Source organism: Pseudoselenomonas ruminantium, assembly GCF_900142515.1.
Taxonomy (GTDB): Bacteria; Bacillota; Negativicutes; order Selenomonadales; family Selenomonadaceae; genus Selenomonas_A; species Selenomonas_A ruminantium_D.
In genome coordinates this window covers 65,196-85,571 of sequence record NZ_FRBC01000008.1, presented here as the reverse complement: position 1 = coordinate 85,571, position 20,376 = coordinate 65,196, and the positions used below count along the sequence as shown (strand labels likewise).

Genomic DNA, 20,376 nt, shown 5'->3' with positions numbered 1-20,376 from the left:
CAGGCCGATTGAGCTTGTGCTTTTCATGTTGCGCAAGAGTGTATGTGTTAGCTGTAAGCAATATTATTCTTCTGGGCAATGCGCTGGACATTCTCCATGGATGTTGAGGCGAGACGGGAAATTTTTTCATAGGGTTCATGCTCGCGTAACATATTGAGGACGAATTCGGTAGTTTTTGCGTCAGCAGCTTCTTCAGCTCGTACTTCCATAGCTCTATTCCAATCCCATTTGAAGCTTACCATATCGAAAACCTACTCTGTTACTGTTTGACGAAGAACTGCTTTATATTGCGATTATATCATGAATCAGGGGGGCTGATGGAAGATTAAGATTATGAGATAGACGATGGCAGGTTTTCACTGCAGGCTGGCGAATAATGTTATTAGGATGGAGGGATGGCGTATGCTGGAGCAAGGGCTAAATGAAGAGTTAGAACAATATATACTGCTGAACTATCGCCCGGATGGGACAGAAGAAAAGGCTTTTGCAGAGGAGCCTAAAAAGAAGGCTTCCACTGGTGGTGTCCTTGGTATAGGAGCGCCTTTCGCTGCTTGTATCGCATTGCCGGAATTCCTGACAGGAATAGAGTCATTGGCCGCCAAGTTGGAAATGTCTTTTTCGGAGAAACTTATGTGGTGGATAAAGGAACGGAAGCGCAAGCCGGTGGAGATATACAGCGCGGCAGGCGTGACTAAGGCGCATTTTGCCAAAATCCGCAATAATGTGCAATATCATCCAACTAAGGAGACGGTGCTGGCTTTCGTGGTTGCTTTGCACCTGTCTATGGATGAGGCTGCTGATTTATTGAAGCGGGCAGGCTATGCTTTGTCGGAAAGCCGTCTTGGGGATATGATTGTGAAGTTTTTCTTGGAAATGAAGCGATACAATATAGATGAAATTAATGAGGCGCTGTATACGCACGATTGCAAGACACTGACCAATTGGCGAGGCAACAAATAAAATACAAATGTCTTCATAGATAGAAAACAGCCGATTCTGTAATGGAATCGGTTTTTTCGAAAAAAATTATTTGGCGAATTGCAAAACGACATGAGATGTCATAGCACTACTGTATTATCGGGGTACAAAGAAGGCAAATGATAAAAAATTTGCAAGGTTGCCTGCTTGGATACCACTTAGAAGTGTACGCTCTGTATAATCTAAGTAATCAAGTAGTATTGGAGTTTGTAAGGAGGAGATTGCTATGATCTGGAATTTTGTCGTTGGTGGCGCTGTCGGTTGGTTATTGGCAAATTTGATGGAAGAGGATAAGCCGGTGGAAAAAGCCGAAGTTACCCCGGAGGAGGCTTTGGAAGTGCTGGTAAAGGACATCCGCGATGAAGCAGAATGGGCAATGGAGGAGTGCACCACGGATGAGGAGCGCGAAATGGTCTATGCACAGGTAAAAGAATCGGTGCAAAAGATTCAGCTTACGCTGCAGGAAAAGGGCGAAGAAATCATTGCCGACTTGCGAGCGCAGGTGGCAGATGCACCCAGTAAGGAAGAAGTGGCAGATTCCGTGGAAAGCAGGGTGCAGGAGTTCAAAGAGAAGATGGATAACTTGTCGGACTCGTTGAATCAGGCTTTATCGGATTTGAAGCCTAAAACGGCGGAAGCTTAATATTTACTCATTGCAGTCTAGTAATTCAGCACAGGCAGTATTGCCTGTGCTGCTGTCTATAATATGCCTTAGGAAACATGGGAGGAATTATAATGTTTGAAACAGTTAAAAATATGGATGATAAATTTTGTAATCTAAGCGTGGGTTATATTGGTAAAACAGCTGAAATATGGAATAAACAAGGATTCGCTAAAGAGTTTAAATTACTGGAGGGAAATCCATTAGAGTCAGTATCTTGGCGAGGTGTAGATATAGGCTTTTTGATTGCTGATGGCAGGGAAAAGGAAGATGTAAATAATCTAAAAAAAGCGGTAGAGGTAGCTAAGAATACTTGTATATCTGTATTGATACCAATATTGATTTCTGTAGAACAGATAGAAGTACCAGCACCCTTACTGACCATAAATCCTGAAAAATATGCAGGAGAGTCTGATATTTACAAGAATATATACCAAGCTGTTAAGTCTATATATGATGTCGCGTGTATTCCGGGATTGGTAAATCTGGATTTGTGTGATGTTCAAGCCGTGTGTAACGACAAAAAGAAGTTGTTGTTAGCTACGGGAGAAGCTGAAGGTGAAAAAGCATGTAAAATTGCTGCTATGGAGGCCATAAATAAACTGACAAAGCAGAATGGAAAAGCTCAAAGTGTAGGCACGACTGTTCTGTTGAATGTTACTGGTAGTGAAGCTAATTTAAGTATGTATGAAATTCAAGAAGTTAGTGAAACAATATACGATTGGCTGGATGATAAGCAGACTGCGATTATTTGGGGCGCATCTATTGATGAATCATTGGATGATGTGATTAGGGTGTCTATTTTGATTGGGGAATAAAGGCGGCTATCATTAAGTACACATTATATTGAGGGGATAGAGATATGGCGAAAGGTAATTTATGTAAAGCTGGAAGAGCCTATCGGTTGAAAAATTATGATGTAGTGGTGGATGAACGCAGGCCGGAAATTATATGTGAGGATAATTGTGCTTGGACAACGGCTTATGTATATCGTGACAATAGAAGGCGTAAAAATTCCAAATCGATAACACAACTGGATTGGGAACAAGGAACAAAGCTGAAGATATGTGCGGAAGGAACAGGGGCAAAAAGAATAGTAAGGAGTATAGTGGAATGGCTCTATAACAAAAAAAGTATAGAGTTTGAGGAAGCAAGGTTCCTAAGTCAATGCATGCAAAAATTTGCGGATATTCGTAAGGACTGTAATTTAGATGAAGAGACGTTAAGACGAGCTGAAAAAATCCATTTAGTAGAACGTGAGGCGGCTTTGGTGTTGGCAGGTTGTACGGAGCAGGGAATCAATGAAATTGATAAGAAACTGCCAGAATGGGAAGAGAAACAAAGACAGAATAATTATCCTTGGAACAGCGATGAAATCTTTGATTATTTTTTACAGGAATCAGGACCTATAGATATCACGGCAAAAAGAATAGAACGAATGTGTGATTATTATCGAGAGCAGTGTGAGCGGTTAAATAGGAAAATAGAGCAGGTTCGACATTATGCGGAAATCATCAACGGAAAAGAGCAGTTAGCATCTGCTGGTGATTTGGAGGCAATGTTCTTTTTGGCAGAAGCATATGAAACAGGACATCTTTGCGACCGTGACAGAGAAAAGGTACGCGCGTATTTGCAGATGGCCAAGGAAACATTGGCTGGTGACTTAACAAAAAAATACAAGGTTTGGCTGGATAAGGCGGTACAGGATAGCGGTTTGGAAATGCTGGGGCAGTTGGGGCGTGAATATATAGACGGTACTTTTGCAGTGTCGGCCAAAAAGAATAAGGACGTTAAGCTTAAGAAGGTGATTAGATGGCTTAATCAGGCTATAGAATCCGGTGACGGCTGGGCTGCTTTTACCAAAGGTAATATTTGTTATTACGGTTATGGGCGCTGGGGCGAAAGACGGCAGGAAGCCTATAATAACTATAAGAAAGCTGCACATTCGAAGGAGTCAATATATGCATTAGAATATGGAGAGATGTGTTTAAGAAACGGAGATTTGAGAAAAGAAGTCGTGGATACGTTAGTAGAAGTGCTTAATGAGTGATAGCAGGAGGTGGCCACAGTTGAAAGTGATATTCTTGGACGTGGATGGCGTGCTGAATTCCGCGCAGGATGGCTATTCGATAAGATTGAAGACAGATTCGCATTTGAAACTATTGCAGTATATCGTAAAGGAAACAGGTGCTAAAATAGTTCTGTCATCCTCATGGCGAATAGGTTTTACTCCTGCAAGTAAAAATCTACTGGCGCGGTTTAAGGAATATGGGCTGGAGCTTATGGATTGCACGCCTGAACTGTCCGGTGCGTGTCGTGGCGATGAAATTCGTAAATGGCTGAATGATACGGATTATACTGTGGAGAATTTTGTTATTATGGATGATGAGGCCAATATGGCAGAGTTTACAGAGAAAAATTTGGTACAGACGGATACAAATGTTGGCCTGCAAGAGAAGGAGGCAATTAAGTGTATTAAGATGTTGAACATGTAGTATTGCAGGTAGGAAGAGGAGGGCTGGTCATGGCTATAAGGAAAAAACATACTAAGTATAGCAAGTATAAAAAGAAATCTGGCAATGCGGTTAGTGAAGCGAAAGTCAGTAATATCAAATTGACTGAAGAGCAAAAGAGGTTAGCAGGATTGGGGATAATCGTAAATATGAGTCCGCACCCGTTTCTACGAATCGATGAGAGTACAAAATAAAGCCGGCTCCTATATATTCATACAGGAACCGGCCTATATTCCCTTGACTTATCAGTCGAGAGGAACCAAATCGTAAATGGTTATGCGGTAAGTACCATCGGTTTTGTGAATTTTAAAAGTCACGCCTAAGCCGACTTCGCTGGAGCAAGACCAGAGAAAGCAGGGCTCGCCCTTCTCCAGAACATCCATCACCTCCTGGTCTTCGGTAAGGCTGGGCAGCACTTCCGAAAGATTGATAAGCGATCTGCACTTATCAATCAGGTTGTTCTTCAAGATGAATTTCAGAACTTCTTCATCAAATACCATTTGAATGTTCATAAAAAAATCCCTTTCTAAAATAGACAAATAAATCGTCCTGCAAATAGACAGACTGATAGCAGCCTGTTATTTACTGAACAACAATGTCTCTTTTAAAAAGGGTTGTTTCTTCAAGTGTTGGTCATATTATAACACATATCATGGGGGAGCGGTAGCCTGACAGGATACTTTTCTAAAATAAATATTATTGGAGCGAATGTACATAAGAGGGGGATATACGGGGAGATGTCGTACAATGGAGAAAATTGATCGGTTGCTGGTTATAGGCGATATTCATGGTAAATGGGAAAGATTCAAGTCTGTATACGATAAGGTTAGCTTTAATGCGGAGACCGATTTAATTGTGTTTTTGGGTGATTATCTTGACCGCGGAGATGCCCCTGTTCCTGTTATGGAATGGGTTATGGAGCATTATGGGCAGAAGAACATGGTATTTCTGCGCGGTAATCATGAACAGATGTTTTATGACGCATTTTTGGAGTCACCAAGCAGTGAAGGTCATAGAGTTTTTTCGCTGGATTCGTCTCTGTCTTTGTGGCTGGGAAATGGCGGTCAGATTACTTATGAGGGAATACGGAAAACAGGAAAAAAAGAGGAGTTAATAGCTGACTGGCTAAGTCTGGTCGCAAAATTACCACTTTGTACAGAGATTGTGGTAAATAACCAGACATACTGGTTTATGCATGCGAATTGTAATCCTGGCCTGCCACTCTCCGAGCAGGATGATGTTGATTTGTTGTGGAGGAGAACTTTAGCAGAAAGACCTAACCTGCATAATGGGGAGCAGATTATTGTGTTGGGGCATACGCCCGTGCAGGCGTTAGGATACGAGGCTAAGCCCCAGTGGTTACAAAATGGCAGGCTGGTACTCATGGATACTGGCAGTTATCTGGATTCCCTCAGCCATTTAGGTCCGGGGAAAATTTCCTGCGCAGATTTATTGAGTGGCGAAATTTATCAGTCGGCTGTTTGAATAATGGGTAATGATTGTCTGGACAATCGAAGATAAAGGTTGTATAATTCTTACCAAGAGAAAACCTCTTTTCACATGGATAATGGCACTAGGATTGGCATATAGGCAGGGGAGAAGTCTGCCTATATGCCAGCTTAAATGCTTTTGTGGAAAGGGGTATATTTTTATGAACATCCAAATGAATTTTGACGCTGCTTGTCTGAAGTTTATCCTTAAAAACGACCTGTTGGAGAAAATCCGTCCTTACTTGAGCTTAAGTGAAGTTCTTGAATGGATGGCGAATTATCCAGAGATCTTAGAGCGTAAAAAAGATGCGCACCTGTATACTGGGACAGAGGGCTTAGGCATTGTCCTCAGACTACACCGCGAGGAAGATGTATTTACGGTGACGGTGTACGATGTGTCCATTTATTGATCGATTTCAGTTCGTGCCCAAATAACAGATTTCAACTGCATATTATAAACATGAAGCCAGCACAGGTAATATTGCCTGTGCTTTTTCTTATGCGGAAAATTGAGGAGGTAATCAACGTGAAAACGGGCAGAACATTACAAGAATTAGGGCTGGAACTTCAAAGACAGCGTAGTGTCAGGCAGGATTATGTAGCGGATAGTCGTAGCCTGTCATTCAGAACAGAGGAAGGGAATTCGAAGCTGGCCTTGAATATGGGCGAAAAAATGCTCGAGTTTGGGGTAAATCCATTAGCTCACCAACAGATTTCTACCCGGCTGGGAATACCGCTGAAATATTATCAGCGCATGCAGAAGGAAGCAACGGCTTTACTCGATGCTAATGTCAATAACTGGTTGCAGCAGACCAAGGACAGACGCATGCTGTGAATTATGGATGGTAATGTACGGGCTTTTCTATCAGACAGATATCGGCGTTTGGATAATCTGGAGCTTTGTGCTGCGGTGTTGCCGATTATCAAGGATATGAAGGGGGCAGTAATTGAGTCCTGTGAAATTACGGATGCGCATTTGTACCTGAAGGTCATCAATCGGCGGATGAAAGCAGAGGTGGCTGTCGGCGCGTTTTGCTTATGCCTGAGGATGTAGAAGCATTGAAACGGTACCGGGAGTGGCAGAGAACATATGCGGACGAATTAGGGGACGTGTTTGAATGGCACAACTTGGTGTTCACCAGCCCATTTGGTGCCCCCATCAGCCCCACGAATTTTAGCAGGCGATATTTTAAGCCTCTGATTAAGAAGTGTAGAATTGCGGATGGTTTTACCTTCCATTGTTTACGACATACTCATGCAACCTTGCTTTTGCAGCAAGGGGTTAATCCCAAAATAGTGCAGGAACGACTGGGGCATAGCTCTATAAAGGTGACTATGGATACCTACAGTCATGTGCTGCCGGATATGCAGAAGCAGGCTGTGGAGGCACTGGGAAAGTTGTTTGGCTAAGCTCATTATTATGGAAGAAAAAATATATGAATAATGTATCGATATACGTGCATAATTATACGTCTAGCTTAGAGGTGTTTTTTCATGTTTTTCAGGGAGCATTTTTGTTAATGCCCCACCTGATGCCCCACTAAACACAAAAAAGGGTCCCAGCAAAACGCTGGAACCCTTGAATTTCCTGGTGCGTCAGGAGGGATTCGAACCCCCGACCCACGGCTTAGAAGGCCGTTGCTCTATCCAACTGAGCTACTGACGCGATTTGGATGGTCGGGATGACAGGATTCGAACCTGCGACATCCTGCTCCCAAAGCAGGCGCGCTACCAAACTGCGCTACATCCCGCAAATCACTTGTCTATTATAGCGAAAAAACATAGCGGTGTCAAACTTTTTTTATCAGTAAGTTGAGGGGAATTAGGACGTAAAGCAGTTATCCACAGATGATATGTGCATAACGATATATAATCTGTGGATAATCTGTGTCTAAAAATGAAAATTATCCACAGATTTACCTGTTTTCCACAGGTTTGTAACAATTGTACCTGTTTTATGTTGATTTTTATGGTAAAATGTTGCAAATTTGCGAGAAATGAGGGATGGATTTGTCGATAGATGTGGATAAAAGGCGGCAGGAGGAGTTACGGACTGTACGTGAGATCATCAAGATTTACTGTCATGGTCATAAGCATTTGCGCGAGGCGGAGTGTGAGCTTTGTCCTGAATGCCAGAAGATGGCAGATTATGCGTTGGGAAAACTGGAAAAGTGCCCACGTATGGATATCAAGACTTTTTGCAGTGTGTGTCCGATTCATTGTTACGGCAAGGAGGAAGCGGCGAAGATCCGGGAAATCATGGCTTTTGGCGGACCGCGGATGTTATGGTATCATCCGTGGATGACTTTGCGGCATATTTTTATCGAGTGGCGCACCCGGCATGGCTGGCGGAAAAAGGAAGCTGTTGTACGGCATAAGTAATTGCGTGTCTTTTTCATTATTCGTATAATAATAGATGATGAATAATGAGGGGGAATCTCTATGGGTAAGAAAATATATATTGTGGCCATGGGCGGTACGATTGCTGGCAGGGCGGGAGACAGTGCTGCAACTACCGGTTATCAGGCGGGAGCTGTGGGGGTGGATGATCTGCTCGCCGCTGTGCCTGGGCTTCCGTCTGTGGCCAGGGTTACCGGTGAACAGCTGGCAGCCATTGATAGCAAGGATATAACAGCGGCGGATCAGTTGCGGCTTGTCAAAAGGGTGCGGGAACTGCTTTTGTCGAATGAAGTGGACGGCGTTGTGATTACCCATGGCACGGATACGTTGGAGGAAAGTGCCTATTTGTTGGATTTGGTGCACTTTGTCGATAAGCCTGTAGTATTGACTGGTGCTATGCGTCCGGCTACGGCACTTAGTGCGGATGGGCCTTTGAATATCTTGGATGCGGTACGGGTAGCGGCAGCTGACGATGCCCGGGACCGGGGTGTGATGGTGGTGCTCAATAATGAAATCCATAGTGCTCGTCAGGTGACGAAGTTATCGTCTATGGCTGTAGAAACGTTCCAGTCTCCGAATGGCGGGGCCATTGGTGTGGTGAATGATGGACAGGTGGTGTTCTTCCATTGTCCGGATTGTCATCATCTGCCGAATGCCCTGGGGGCCAGCGAAATCTTGACTCGTCAGGATGAACTCCCCTATGTGCCCATTCTCTATGGGCATGGTGATGATGATGGACGTCTGGTAAAGGCTGTGGCCGAAACTGGTGCTAAGGCGATTGTCTATGCAGGTATGGGGAATGGCAGTATCCCCGAACGTGTGGAGAAAGAACTGGCTGCAGCCGTGACAAACGGTATCATCGTGGTTCGGTCTAGCAGCAGTCCCGCTGGCATGGTGACCAAAGCCGAAGAATCTTATGAGCAGGCAGGTTTCATTGCCAGTGGCATGCTGAATCCCCGCAAGGCGCGGTTGTTATTGCAGTTGATGTTGGTCTGCGGGAAGACTGCTGCTGATGTGCGGAAATTTCTTGCTTAGGATGAAGGGAAAATTTTCCCTTATGGCGAATAGTACAAACAAATGATGGTCGTTGATATGTTTACAATCCCTTGCGTTTCCTCGTAAGGGATTTTTTGCCATAAGGAGGATTGAATGATTCAGTATAATTATACACTCAATTGGAGTGCCGGCGATCAGGGCTTTTGGGACAAGCTGGAGAAGGTTTTGCAGACCCTTTCCATGCGGCCGGCCAGCAAGCAGGCTAATGCGATTTTCATGCAATTGTCGTTCCATAAGATGCCGCTGGAAGAGGCGATGAAGGTACGGGAAAAGATCCGTGTTTTCCTGCCCCGGGCTGTGGTAGTCGGTATGACGGAAACCTTGTTCTTCGGTAACGCTGGTGGTTATATGCGCATCAATTGCAGTTTCTTCCAGAATGCCAAGATTCGGCTGGCGGAGATAGCTGGTGTGCCAGAAGATTATGGGCGGACAGGACTGGAGCTGGGGCAAAAGATGGCAGCCATGCAGGATGTGCGGGCAGCTTTGGTGCTGGGAACCATGGATGCGGATTTTGGCCGTTTCCTGGAGGCTTTTGTCTGTGGGAATGAGAATGTGGTGGTCTTTGGTAATATGACCGGTTCTGTTGGGCATGTTGGTGAGGAAGTGTCCATTACCAGCAGTGACATATTGAGCGATCACCGGCAAAAGTATTTCCTGCTGGGCAGTGAGGTGATGGAGCAGGGGATAGTTGTGGTCATGTTCTGCGGAAAAAACCTCAGCGTGCGGGCAGATTATGTGCTGAGCTGGAAACCGATTGGCAAGGAAATGGTGATTACGGAAACCATGGGGCCAAATGTGATCAGCAGGCTGGATAATATGCCAGCTGTCGATATTTACCGGCATTATCTGAAAGTAAAGCCGGATGAGAATTTCGTCTACAATATTGCGGAGTTCCCCCTGACAATCAATCGGAATGACTGCCTGATAGCCCGGGTGCCGCCAGGCTTTGACGAAGAAGGCCGGATTTTCTTCAATGGTGATGTGAAGGTCGGTGAGCGTGTGCGCCTCACCTATGCCGTGCGGGAGGATTTCCTGCATGAGACGGAGTTGGCCAGTGAGAAGATGAGCCAGTTTGCTCCGGAAGGCATGTATATCAGCGCCTGCGGTACCCGCAGTCTCTTCCTGCAGATGCAGGAAAGTGAGGAAATCCGCTATTATCAGCGCATTGCCAATCAATTGTTCTGCTCCAGCGGTACCGGCGAGATCTACTGTTATCAGGGACATGGCGGCCTGCTGAACTGTGCACTGGTGGCTGTAGGCTTCCGGGAGGGGGGCAACAAATCTGCGCTCAATATCTTTGATGAGCCGGAAGAGGAGCAGGAAAATACCAAGATGCTGTTATCTACCCGCATGGCGGCATTCCTGGATGCCATAACGAGGGAATTGGCCGAAAGCAACCAGGAATTGCATGATTTGGCGCGCAAGAATGAGGAAAACAGTATTGCCAAGTATAAATTCCTGGCAGGGGTGGGGCGGGATATTGCCCAGCCTTTGAAGACTGTCATCGAATTGGAGCGAAAGATACGTCGAGAGAGTACGGAAGCGAAAATCAAGGAATACGCCAAGGATTGCTATATTGCTGGGGAAAAGGTCTATAACATCATCCAGCGCATCTTCGATTATTTGCAGATGGAGGCCGGAGAATTTGCCATCAATGAAGGGGAGTATAAGATCATCGATCTGGTGCGCAATCTGAAGAGTGAGATTGGCGAAGAAGCCGAGGCGAAGGGGCTGGACTTTGTGGTGGAAATGCCAGCGGACATGCCTAGTGTCCTTTATGGCGATGAACTGCGCTTGCGGCAGATCCTGCTCAATATCCTGAGCAATTCCGTGAAGTTTACGGTGGCGGGCACCATCCAGCTGCAATTCCGCGTGGAAAAAACCGGCCCGGCTGATATACGGATATATGTGACAGTCAAGGACACGGGGATCGGCATTACGGCAGAGAATATGGCTGCGATGCAGGAGATGTTGTCCCTGAATGAGGACAAAACGCTCAATATGCTGAATGAAACAGGTTTGGGCCTAAATGTCACCCAGCGCCTGCTGCATCTCTTTGGCAGTGAACTGCAGATGGAATCGGAAGCAGGCAAGGGGACGGAGTGCTCGTTTGCCATCAATCAGCGTGTGTTGAACTGGGTACCTGTCAAGAGTGAAAAAAACATGCCGCTGATTGAGAAGGAAGAAAAGCTGCCAATCACGGATGAGGAACTCTTGGAAACCATTGAAGCACTGCGGGAGATTGCCGAAGCCAGGGACGGAGACAGTCTGGAGTATATGCTGGAAACCCTTGAGGGCTATATCCTGCCAGAGCAGCCGGCCAGGATGCTGTTGGAGCTGCAGACCGCAGCGAAGGAAGGCGATTGGGAACAGATTCAAAAACTTGTGGAATAAAGTAAAGATTTTTCTTTTTGACCTATTGACTTTTTGACTATTTGTGCTATTATATACTTGTAATCAGGAAAGAGAGAAACAAGGAAACCTGATTACCGAAATGTTACAGATAGTCAAGAGAGGCACAGCAAACTCCCTTGACCGGTATATATTGAGAAAGGGGTTGCTGATTATGTTTGGTCTGGTTCCATTTGGCGGTCGCAAGGATTTGGCAGCAGGTAATGCTCCGCGCAGTATCTGGGATGTGTTCAATGAACCGTTCTTCCATGATGATTTCTTCCCCACCCTGTCTGACTTCAGTGCCGGCGGCGGTATGCGGGTCGATGTGAAGGATAATGGCGATCATTATGAACTCACCGCAGATTTGCCGGGAATGAAGAAGGAGGACGTAAACCTCAGCTATCAGAACGGTTATCTGACCATTGCCGCCCAACAGCAGAGCGAGTCGGGCGACAAGGACGATAAGGGCAATTACATCCGCCGTGAACGCCGCATGGGTTCCGTAAGCCGTTCCTTCTATATCGATAATATCGATGAGACAAGGATTGATGCGGAATTCAAGGATGGCGTTCTCCATGTGAACATGCCGAAAGCGGCAGAGGTGCAGCATAGCACCACCATCAATATCCGGTAAATCCAAGCCTCCCCCCGAAGGGGGAGGTTTTTTTATTATGCTAAGATATATGATATTTATCATATGTAAATAAATTTATTTATATTTTTCATTACTGCTTGCCTTTTAGCAATAATTTGCCTATAATAGTCATTGCGACCAAACGCGATAAAGCACGACAAATGGGTTATCGTAGTATAAATGAAAATAATCACATTGCTTTGGTCCATAAAAAATCTTTCAAGGCTAAAAAAATTTTTACAAAAAAAGTGAAAAAAATTCATTATTTCTAAAGGAATTTTTACCTTTATGTTGAATAATACAAAGTGGGCATTAGCCCGGATATTCAACTGTAAGGCTTTTAGCCGAGGGAGGAATATGAAAGAAATTTTGCCGGTATTCATGAAAAGGTTTATAATGGGGTTGGGGGTAATCACTCTCGCGATAGGCAGCATGCTTGTGGCAAATGGCACGGCAGAGCTTATCGGGGCGCTTATCATTGGCTTCATTACGGGCCTGGTATTTTTAGGAAACATGTCCATGCGGCTGTGGAGAGCCGCGCAGCTTTCGGCTGGCAATGCGAAGCGGCAGATGCTTTGGGGGCTGGTTTTGCGATTGATGGTATTATTTATTGTCCTGTTCGCAGCCGTCCAGATTTCTACGCAGGTGTTCAGCATGGTGGCGTTGGGCTTTGTCCTCTGTTATGCCTGGGCTATGGTTCTTATGATTCACATGAATAGCGTCAAATAGTAACTCAGGAATTCCTGGGAGGAGGTTGAGGTATATGCATGAAATCGGTGTTCGCGAAGTAGTGCAGTTTGCCGGCTTTACCTTCAATTGGGAAACTCTGGTCATGACCTGGATTACGATGGCTATCGTACTGCTCATCGCAGTGCTGGCAACCCGCAATCTGCAACTGGTACCAACCGGCTGGCAGAATGTGGTGGAGGCAATCGTGGTCTGGCTCCATGAACAGATTGATGCGACCATGGGCAAGAACGGACGCTTCCTGGCGCCCTTTGTCGTGTCGCTCTTTATGTTCCTGCTGGTTTCCAACTGGCTGGGACTTATCCCAAAGATGGCATCGCCGACGAATGACTTGAACACCACTTTAGGCCTTGCACTCTTGGTCATCGTGATGGTGCATGGACTGGGGCTTTACATGAAAGGCGGTCACTATATCGCCCATTTCTTCCAGCCCACGCCGGTCTTTGTCATCATCAACGCCATAGAGGAAGTCGCTAAGCCAATCACGCTGGCCTTCCGTCTATTCGGCAACATTCTGGCAGGTGAGATCCTTATCATCATCCTGCTGCAGCTCATGCCAATCTGGATGCCGATCCCGTCAGTTATCTGGCTGGCGTTCAGTATCTTTATCGGCGGAGTACAGGCCTTCATCTTCACCATGCTGTCCATGGCATATCTTGCCAATGCAGTGAAGAGCGAAGAGGAAGGTTAAGACAAACTGGGAATTTTTGATTGAAGATTTAAGGAGGATTTTTTCATGGAAAACGCAATTATGGTAGCCGCTGCTCTCGTTGGCGCAGGTATTACGATGGGTCTGGCCGCAATCGGCGCTGGTATCGGTGATGGTCTCGTGACGAGCCGCTTCATCGAAGGTATCACCCGTCAGCCGGAAGCAAAGAGCACGCTCTTCACCAACACCTTGATCTCCGTTGGTCTGATCGAGTCCATGGCTATCATTGCAACGGTTGTTGCCCTCATCATGCTCTATGCAAACCCGCTCATCAAATAATTTTCTTTGATGAATTTTACGAAAAGGGGGCATAGGAATTGATCGAATTAAATGGGACGTTTTTTGCACAGATCATCAACTTCCTGATTTTGGTAGTTCTGCTCCGTGCATTTGCGTATAAGCCCGTGGTGAATATGCTCAAAGCCCGTCAGGATAAGATTCAGGAAAGCCTTGACAAAGCCGATGCCGATGCGGCAGAGGCCGACAAGCTGCTGGCGCAGTACAAGGAAAAACTTGCTGCTGCTACCAAGAAAGCTGAAGAAATTCAGAAGAATGCGGAAAAGCGTGCTGCTGAGTTCCGTGAGGCAGAGGAGCAGAAGGTGAAAGCCGATATCGAGCAGATGAAGAAAGCTGCTCAGGCCGATATTGAGCGCGATAGAGCCAAGGCTGTTGAAAAGCTGCGCGTTGAAATGGTGTCGCTTTCCATGGCAGCTGCTGGCAAGATCATCGCCAAGAATCTGGATTCGGCTGAGAATGAAGCGCTTATCACGGAATTTGTGGATAAGCTGGACAAGGATAAGATTGGTGATTTGCCATGCTAAACTTACAGCTTGCACATAAATATTCCCGCGCGATTTTTGAGCTGGCTGAAGAAGAAGGCAAGTTGGAAAAATATGGCGAGGAGTTGCTTGAAGTCAAGAAAGACCTCGAAGCTGTTCCGGAAGCCAAGGCTTTCTTTGCCAATCCGCAGGTGGAGCGCAAAGCGAAAAAAGAACTGGTGACGAAGATGTATGAAGGGGAGCTTTCTCCGAGCATCTACCACTTCTTGCTGCTCCTGGTGGACAAGCGCCGCTTTGCTCTTCTCGGGGTTATTGCCGAACAGTATCGGGAAATGGCCAACGCCGCACGCGGCATTGTCATTGCCGATGTGACTACGGCTCAGCCCGCAACTAAGGCACAGCAGGAAAAAATCGCTCAGAAACTGCAGCAGGTTACCGGGAAAAAGGTGGAATTGCGCCTCCACGAGAATCCAGCCCTTTTGGGCGGCGTGGTGGTCAAGATTGGCGACCGCCGTATCGACGGCAGTGTGGCCGGACGCCTCCAGGCGCTGCAAAAAGAATTACTGACGAGCAAGTGAGAAACTGGGGTGACAGCTAAGTTATGAAAATGAATCCGGAAGAAATAACGGCCATCATCAAAGACCAAATCAAGAACTACGAAGTAGACTTGAACGTCGATGAAGTTGGCACGGTTATCGAAATCGGTGACGGTATCGCCCATATCCATGGCCTCGAAAAAGCCATGGCCGGTGAGCTGTTGGATTTTGGTAATGATATATTTGGTTTGGTCCTGAACCTTGAACAGGACAACGTAGGTGCCGTTATCCTGGGCGGCGAAACCCAGATCAAAGAAGGTGCGCAGGTCAAGCGTACGGGCAAGATTATGCAGGTGCCCGTAGGCGAAGCCATGATTGGCCGTGTTGTTGACGCCATTGGCCGTCCTATCGATGGCAAAGGCGAAATCAAAGCCGACACCTTCCGTCCTGTTGAGTACCGTGCACCGGGCATTGCGGACCGCAAGCCCGTTAAGGAACCGCTGCAGACTGGTCTGAAGGCTATCGATGCCCTCGTACCTATCGGCCGTGGCCAGCGCGAACTCATCATCGGTGACCGTGGTATCGGTAAGACGGCTATCGCTGTAGATACCATCCTCAACCAGCATGACCAGAACTGTATCTGCGTCTATGTAGCCATCGGCCAGAAGGCTTCCACCGTAGCCCGCGTGGTCAAGACTCTCGAAGAAGCCGGTGCAATGAAGTATACGATCGTCGTTGCCGCAACGGCAGCTGACAGTGCACCGCTGCAGTATCTGGCTCCGTATGCCGGTGTTGCTATGGCTGAGCACTTCATGTATCAGGGCAAGGCCTGCCTCTGCGTGTATGATGACCTTACCAAGCACGCTGCTGCATATCGTGCCATGTCCCTGCTGCTCCGCAGACCGCCCGGACGTGAAGCATATCCCGGTGATGTATTCTACTTACATTCCCGTCTGCTCGAACGTGCAGCAAAGCTCAATGATGAATTGGGCGGCGGTTCCATCACGGCTCTGCCGATCATCGAAACGCAGGCCGGCGACGTTTCCGCCTACATTCCGACCAACGTTATCTCCATTACCGATGGTCAGATCATGCTGGAATCCGATGCCTTCTATTCCGGTATCCGCCCGGCTATCAACGTAGGTCTGTCCGTATCCCGTGTAGGTGGTTCTGCGCAGATCAAGGCTATGAAACAGGTTGCTGGTACCATGCGTCTGGATTTGGCGCAGTATCGTGAACTTGCGGCATTCGCCCAGTTCGCATCTGACCTGGATAAGGCCACCAAGGCACAGCTCGACCGCGGTGCCCGCATGGTTGAAACACTGAAACAGGCACAGTACAGCCCGCTCCTCGTACAGGAACAGGTCATGGTGATCTTCACGGCTGTCCGCGGGTTCCTGGCTGACATTCCGGTGGAAAGAGTCGTTGAGTTCCATAATGACTTCCTGAAGTTCATGCGTGCTCAGCATCCGGATATCGGTGCTAAGATTGCCGAACAGAAGAAACTTGACGATGCCATCGAAGCAGATCTGAAGAAAGCTATCGAGGAATTCAAGGAAACTGTAACATACAAAATGGCATAAGGTTAGCGAGGTGATTCTTTTTGGCTAGTTTACAGGACATCCGCCATCGCATCAAGAGCGTAAAGAGTACCAAGCAGATAACCAGTGCCATGAACATGGTTGCAACTTCCAGATTGCGCCATGCGAAAGAGGCCGCCCTGGCCAACAAACCTTATGCGGAAAAAGTCGTGCAGGTGGTGCAGCAGATTGCTGCCACCGCGGGAAATGATTTTTCCCACCCGCTTCTGGCTAAGCATGAGGATGGCAAAAAGCTCATTTTGCTTGTCACCAGTGACAAGGGCCTCGCCGGTGCTTATTCATCCAATGCCTGCAAGGCAGCGGAAGCACTGGTAGAGGATAAGGCCAACACCCCCATGGTCATCGTCGGCCGCAAGGGTACCAGCCACTTCAAGAATCGCGGCTATGACGTAGTGAAAAGCGTCATCGGCGTCAGCGAGCGCCCCAGCTTCGATCTGGCCAAGAAATTGGCTGATGATCTGGTGGAACGCTTCAAGACCGGCGAGATCCGCGAAGTGCAGATGGTTTATACGAAGTTCATCTCGGCCATCAACTGCGAACCGCAGGTGTTGAAGCTCCTGCCTTTCGAGGCAGAGGCATCCGATGGCCCGGTTACCGAGTACATCTATGAACCGGATGCAGCAACGGTGTTGGGGAGCCTGCTGCCGCAGTATCTCTACACCACCATCTATGCAGCGCTCCTGCAGTCTGCGGCAAGCGAACTCAGCTCCCGCATGAACGCCATGAGCAATGCAACGGACAACGCAGAAGAGCTTATCAGCAAACTGGACCTCTACTACAACAAGGTACGTCAGGCAGGTATCACCAACGAAATCACCGAGATTGTTGGCGGTGCCGAAGCTCTGAAATAAGGGCATCGTAAGGAGGTTTACCATTGGCAAAAGGTAAAGTCGTACAGGTTATCGGACCTGTCGTAGATATTGAATTCCCGGCGGGCGAACTGCCGGAAATATTGAACGCAATCACCATCAAGGGCAAAGCTGGTGAAGTGGACATCGACCTCGTGGTCGAAGTCATGCAGCACCTGGGCGACAGCGTAACCCGCTGCATCGCCATGAGCTCCACGGATGGTCTCACCCGCGGGATGGAAGCCGAAGATACCGGCGCGCCCATCAGCGTTCCCGTTGGTGAAGGCACTCTGGGCCGTATCTTCAACGTACTGGGCCAGACTGTTGACAAGGACCCTGCTCCGGTCAAAGCCGCTGAGTATTGGCCCATCCATCGTCCGGCTCCTGAGTTCGAAGACCAGGAAACCAGTGCACAGGTACTGGAAACGGGCATCAAGGTCGTTGACCTGATTGCTCCGTATGCCCGCGGCGGTAAAATCGGTCTGTTCGGCGGTGCCGGCGTAGGCAAAACCGTGCTCATCATGGAACTTATCCATAACATCGCTACTGAGCATGGCGGTTACTCCGTATTCGCCGGCGTAGGCGAACGTACCCGTGAAGGTAATGACCTTTGGGGCGAAATGAAGGAATCCGGGGTTATCGGCAAGACCGCTCTCGTATACGGTCAGATGAACGAACCTCCCGGAGCTCGTATGCGTGTAGGTCTGACGGGCCTCACCATGGCAGAATACTTCCGTGATGTCCAGCATCAGGACGTGCTGCTCTTCATCGATAACATCTTCCGTTTCATCCAGGCAGGTTCCGAAGTGTCCGCACTGCTCGGTCGTATGCCGTCTGCAGTAGGTTATCAGCCGACCCTGACCACCGATATCGGTGCGCTGCAGGAACGTATCACGTCCACCAAGGAAGGTTCCATCACCTCCGTACAGGCCGTATACGTGCCCGCCGATGACCTCACTGACCCGGCACCGGCTGGCACATTCACCCACCTCGATGCAACGACGGTACTTTCCCGTCAGATTGCCGAGCTGGGCATCTATCCCGCCGTTGACCCGCTGGATTCCACCAGCCGTATCCTGAATGCCGAAGTCCTCGGCGAGGAACACTATCAGGTGGCCCGCGGCGTGCAGGCTGTGCTCCAGAAGTACAAGGAACTGCAGGATATCATCGCCATCCTGGGTATGGAAGAACTTTCCGATGAAGATAAGCTCACCGTATCCCGTGCGCGTAAGATTCAGCGTTTCCTGTCCCAGCCGTTCTTCGTGGCCGAAGTATTCACCGGTTCGCCGGGTAAATACGTGCCGCTCAAAGAAACGGTGCGCGGCTTCAAGGAAATTCTCGAAGGTAAATATGATGACCTGCCGGAAGCTGCCTTCTATATGGTAGGCAACATCGACGAGGCTGTGGAGAAAGCAAAGACCTTGGAAAAGGAGGGATAATCTATGGCTACGATCCAGCTAGAGATTGTCTCCCCGGATAAAGTGGTTTATGCCGCAGATATCAACATGCTTATCGTCCGTTCTACGGGCGGCGAGCTCGGTATCCTGCCCAAGCACGCTCCTCTGGTGACGGGCCTTCTGCCCCATGCCATGCGCGTGCGCCTCAACAGTTCTGACAGGGACGAACAGCTTATCGCTGTATCCGGCGGCTTCATGGAAGTCACGCCGGAAAAAATCACGGTGCTGGCTACCGCCGCTGAACAGCCGATTGATATCGACATCAATCGTGCCCAGCGCGCCATGGACCGCGCCAAAGAGCGTATCGCCGCTTTCCATCAGGGAGGCGACGAAGCCAGAAATATCGATATCGAACGTGCCCAGCTGGCCCTGCGCCGAGCAATCGCTCGCTTGCGGGCTACGGGAACGGAGTTCGAGGATCTGAAATAAGCAATAGAAATGGCTTGCAGAGCAATCTGCAGGCCTTTTTTTGCCCTTGACGGTATTTCTATGTTGACCTATAATTATAGTATAACAACAGATGACTGGATTGTCTGTTAATTGGTGTTGACTCATGGGGGCGTGCTAGGATGCGTTGCCATGATGAGCCACGTTTCCGGGCTTGCACGTTGCCACGACCTAGCTTAGGCCATGAAATAGTTGGCTGACAGAAAATGTGCAAAAAGGCTCTGCCACGGCAGGGCCTTTGCTATTTTTTTTCGGAGACTTTTATGAAACAAGAGACTGATTGGTTGCGTGAATCAGCGAAGGCATTTGCAAGATTGAAAAACATAAGGTATGGTTTGAAGATAGCTCATGCGGGAAAGCTGGTAAATTTGTCGCTGGGGTTTGATAACGCGCATTATCATCATATTGCAGGGCTTCATAAGTTAAAGGATATTGACCAATTGCGGTTAAGACGTAGGCGCTCAACTTCAGTAATTTTTGATGAAATTCTAAGAGGGAAAATTTCATTAGCTACTATCGAGCGAAGTGATTTTCTGAGCAGCCAGCTGATAGAACGAATAAAGTTGGCCGGACAGTTGGAAAACATTCTGGATGAAGATAATCTGCTGTTCAGCTTTGATGCCCGTTATGGTCAGGCAAGGTTTTCAGCGATACCGGCAGACTATGTTATTACGGATGGCGCGCGTAGCATAGCCATATATGTGTTTTTAGCGAAAGATGGTGAATCCTGTTATGTTACACGCTCATTGTTCAGGGATGCACGGGATTATACATCAGGCCAACACAGATTTACAATTTTGCATAAAGAAAAGATAAACATTAAGACAGGAGAAAATATAGTACTGTTTTCTTCTGTTGAAAATAAATGAAAATTATAAAATCGGCTCGCAGATGTAAATATGCGGGCCGGTTTTTATGTGCGCCCGGCATGGGCGCACTCTAATGGGTGAAAGTCCCTAGACCGCCCGGTAGCGGGGAGGTCTCACGGACATGGCCGACGCCATAGAATATTGGCGGTCATGGTTGAAATAAGATTTATCGTGAGAAGTCAGCCGAGGTCATACAAGCTGACCCCCGTCTGTCAGGAGTGCAGTCGTTGAAATCTTAGGTGGAAAAGATTTTGCTA

26 protein-coding genes and 2 tRNA genes are annotated in these 20,376 nt (G+C 47.7%); 24 read left to right on the top strand and 4 right to left on the bottom strand.

From position 1 onward, the window contains the following. Positions 1–47 precede the first annotated feature (47 nt). Positions 48–242, bottom strand: coding sequence for a hypothetical protein (locus BUB68_RS15210; protein WP_218587679.1), 195 nt, complete (start codon positions 240–242; stop codon positions 48–50). Between the two features lie 160 nt (positions 243–402). On the opposite strand from BUB68_RS15210, the gene BUB68_RS05865 reads away from it, so the two are divergent. The 6 genes from BUB68_RS05865 (at position 403) to BUB68_RS05840 (ending at position 4,346) form a co-directional block, all read left to right on the top strand. Next, the gene (locus BUB68_RS05865) at positions 403–960 is read left to right on the top strand and encodes an Appr-1-p processing protein (RefSeq protein ID WP_073088984.1); all 558 of its coding nucleotides are present in this window, start codon (positions 403–405) and stop codon (positions 958–960) included. Positions 961–1,204: 244 nt separating this feature from the next. Beyond that, positions 1,205–1,621, top strand: coding sequence for a hypothetical protein (locus BUB68_RS05860; RefSeq protein WP_073088983.1), 417 nt, complete (start codon positions 1,205–1,207; stop codon positions 1,619–1,621). Between the two features lie 92 nt (positions 1,622–1,713). After that, positions 1,714–2,457: an FtsZ/tubulin family protein gene (locus tag BUB68_RS05855; protein WP_073088982.1), complete on the top strand. Its 744-nt coding sequence runs from the start codon at positions 1,714–1,716 to the stop codon at positions 2,455–2,457. Between the two features lie 44 nt (positions 2,458–2,501). Continuing rightward, positions 2,502–3,689: an SEL1-like repeat protein gene (locus BUB68_RS05850; protein ID WP_073088981.1), complete on the top strand. Its 1,188-nt coding sequence runs from the start codon at positions 2,502–2,504 to the stop codon at positions 3,687–3,689. Between the two features lie 25 nt (positions 3,690–3,714). Continuing rightward, positions 3,715–4,134 (top strand): HAD domain-containing protein, encoded by a 420-nt coding sequence (locus tag BUB68_RS05845; protein ID WP_256625796.1) that lies wholly within the window; start codon positions 3,715–3,717, stop codon positions 4,132–4,134. A 29-nt stretch (positions 4,135–4,163) separates the two neighbouring features. Beyond that, positions 4,164–4,346 carry a hypothetical protein gene (locus BUB68_RS05840; protein ID WP_073088977.1) on the top strand — a complete coding sequence of 61 codons (183 nt, stop codon included), beginning with the start codon at positions 4,164–4,166 and terminating at the stop codon, positions 4,344–4,346. Positions 4,347–4,397: 51 nt separating this feature from the next. Here BUB68_RS05840 and BUB68_RS05835 read toward each other — a convergent pair whose 3' ends face one another. Continuing rightward, on the bottom strand, positions 4,398–4,664 hold the full coding sequence (locus BUB68_RS05835; protein WP_073088974.1) for a hypothetical protein: 267 nt from the start codon (positions 4,662–4,664) through the stop codon (positions 4,398–4,400). 235 nt (positions 4,665–4,899) lie between these two features. On the opposite strand from BUB68_RS05835, the gene BUB68_RS05830 reads away from it, so the two are divergent. From BUB68_RS05830 to BUB68_RS05810, 4 genes are all read left to right on the top strand, one after another. Beyond that, the gene (locus BUB68_RS05830; protein WP_073088972.1) at positions 4,900–5,637 is read left to right on the top strand and encodes a metallophosphoesterase; all 738 of its coding nucleotides are present in this window, start codon (positions 4,900–4,902) and stop codon (positions 5,635–5,637) included. 166 nt (positions 5,638–5,803) lie between these two features. Then, the gene (locus BUB68_RS15000) at positions 5,804–6,052 is read left to right on the top strand and encodes a hypothetical protein (protein WP_143188098.1); all 249 of its coding nucleotides are present in this window, start codon (positions 5,804–5,806) and stop codon (positions 6,050–6,052) included. Between the two features lie 116 nt (positions 6,053–6,168). Further along, positions 6,169–6,477, top strand: a complete 309-nt coding sequence (locus BUB68_RS05820) for a hypothetical protein (RefSeq protein WP_073088967.1) — start codon at positions 6,169–6,171, stop codon at positions 6,475–6,477. A 203-nt stretch (positions 6,478–6,680) separates the two neighbouring features. Next, entirely contained in the window at positions 6,681–7,052 is a 372-nt protein-coding gene (locus BUB68_RS05810) for a tyrosine-type recombinase/integrase (RefSeq protein ID WP_073088962.1), read from the top strand. 179 nt (positions 7,053–7,231) lie between these two features. Here BUB68_RS05810 and BUB68_RS05805 read toward each other — a convergent pair. Next, positions 7,232–7,308: transfer RNA gene (locus tag BUB68_RS05805), tRNA-Arg, on the bottom strand. Positions 7,309–7,316: 8 nt separating this feature from the next. Next, positions 7,317–7,393 (bottom strand) — tRNA-Pro (locus tag BUB68_RS05800). Positions 7,394–7,646: 253 nt separating this feature from the next. On the opposite strand from BUB68_RS05800, the gene BUB68_RS05795 reads away from it, so the two are divergent. From BUB68_RS05795 to BUB68_RS05725, 14 genes are all read left to right on the top strand, one after another. Then, complete coding sequence (locus tag BUB68_RS05795; protein ID WP_256625793.1) at positions 7,647–8,024, top strand: nitrous oxide-stimulated promoter family protein; 378 nt, start codon at positions 7,647–7,649, stop codon at positions 8,022–8,024. Positions 8,025–8,084: 60 nt separating this feature from the next. After that, entirely contained in the window at positions 8,085–9,077 is a 993-nt protein-coding gene (locus BUB68_RS05790; protein ID WP_073088961.1) for an asparaginase, read from the top strand. Between the two features lie 114 nt (positions 9,078–9,191). Continuing rightward, the gene (locus BUB68_RS05785) at positions 9,192–11,492 is read left to right on the top strand and encodes an ATP-binding protein (protein ID WP_073088959.1); all 2,301 of its coding nucleotides are present in this window, start codon (positions 9,192–9,194) and stop codon (positions 11,490–11,492) included. 172 nt (positions 11,493–11,664) lie between these two features. Continuing rightward, positions 11,665–12,126, top strand: coding sequence for an Hsp20/alpha crystallin family protein (locus tag BUB68_RS05780; protein ID WP_073088957.1), 462 nt, complete (start codon positions 11,665–11,667; stop codon positions 12,124–12,126). A gap of 357 nt (positions 12,127–12,483) precedes the next feature. Next, positions 12,484–12,855, top strand: a complete 372-nt coding sequence (locus BUB68_RS05770; RefSeq protein WP_073088952.1) for a hypothetical protein — start codon at positions 12,484–12,486, stop codon at positions 12,853–12,855. Positions 12,856–12,889: 34 nt separating this feature from the next. Further along, a complete protein-coding gene (atpB, locus tag BUB68_RS05765) occupies positions 12,890–13,564 on the top strand; it encodes a F0F1 ATP synthase subunit A (protein WP_073088950.1) in 675 nt (224 codons plus the stop codon). Between the two features lie 45 nt (positions 13,565–13,609). Continuing rightward, positions 13,610–13,861 carry a F0F1 ATP synthase subunit C gene (gene atpE / locus BUB68_RS05760; RefSeq protein ID WP_014423513.1) on the top strand — a complete coding sequence of 84 codons (252 nt, stop codon included), beginning with the start codon at positions 13,610–13,612 and terminating at the stop codon, positions 13,859–13,861. Positions 13,862–13,899: 38 nt separating this feature from the next. Further along, positions 13,900–14,403: a F0F1 ATP synthase subunit B gene (gene atpF / locus BUB68_RS05755; RefSeq protein ID WP_073088948.1), complete on the top strand. Its 504-nt coding sequence runs from the start codon at positions 13,900–13,902 to the stop codon at positions 14,401–14,403. Further along, complete coding sequence (gene atpH / locus BUB68_RS05750) at positions 14,397–14,939, top strand: ATP synthase F1 subunit delta (RefSeq protein ID WP_073088946.1); 543 nt, start codon at positions 14,397–14,399, stop codon at positions 14,937–14,939. Before atpF ends, atpH begins: the two co-directional genes overlap by 7 nt. A gap of 23 nt (positions 14,940–14,962) precedes the next feature. Beyond that, positions 14,963–16,480, top strand: coding sequence for a F0F1 ATP synthase subunit alpha (gene atpA, locus BUB68_RS05745; RefSeq protein ID WP_073088944.1), 1,518 nt, complete (start codon positions 14,963–14,965; stop codon positions 16,478–16,480). 20 nt (positions 16,481–16,500) lie between these two features. Continuing rightward, entirely contained in the window at positions 16,501–17,349 is an 849-nt protein-coding gene (gene atpG, locus BUB68_RS05740) for an ATP synthase F1 subunit gamma (protein ID WP_073088942.1), read from the top strand. A gap of 23 nt (positions 17,350–17,372) precedes the next feature. Next, positions 17,373–18,785: a F0F1 ATP synthase subunit beta gene (gene atpD / locus BUB68_RS05735; RefSeq protein ID WP_073088940.1), complete on the top strand. Its 1,413-nt coding sequence runs from the start codon at positions 17,373–17,375 to the stop codon at positions 18,783–18,785. Between the two features lie 3 nt (positions 18,786–18,788). Next, positions 18,789–19,232, top strand: a complete 444-nt coding sequence (locus BUB68_RS05730) for a F0F1 ATP synthase subunit epsilon (RefSeq protein ID WP_073088938.1) — start codon at positions 18,789–18,791, stop codon at positions 19,230–19,232. Positions 19,233–19,513: 281 nt separating this feature from the next. Then, complete coding sequence (locus BUB68_RS05725) at positions 19,514–20,119, top strand: PBECR4 domain-containing protein (RefSeq protein ID WP_073088936.1); 606 nt, start codon at positions 19,514–19,516, stop codon at positions 20,117–20,119. The last annotated feature ends 257 nt before the right edge of the window (positions 20,120–20,376 follow it).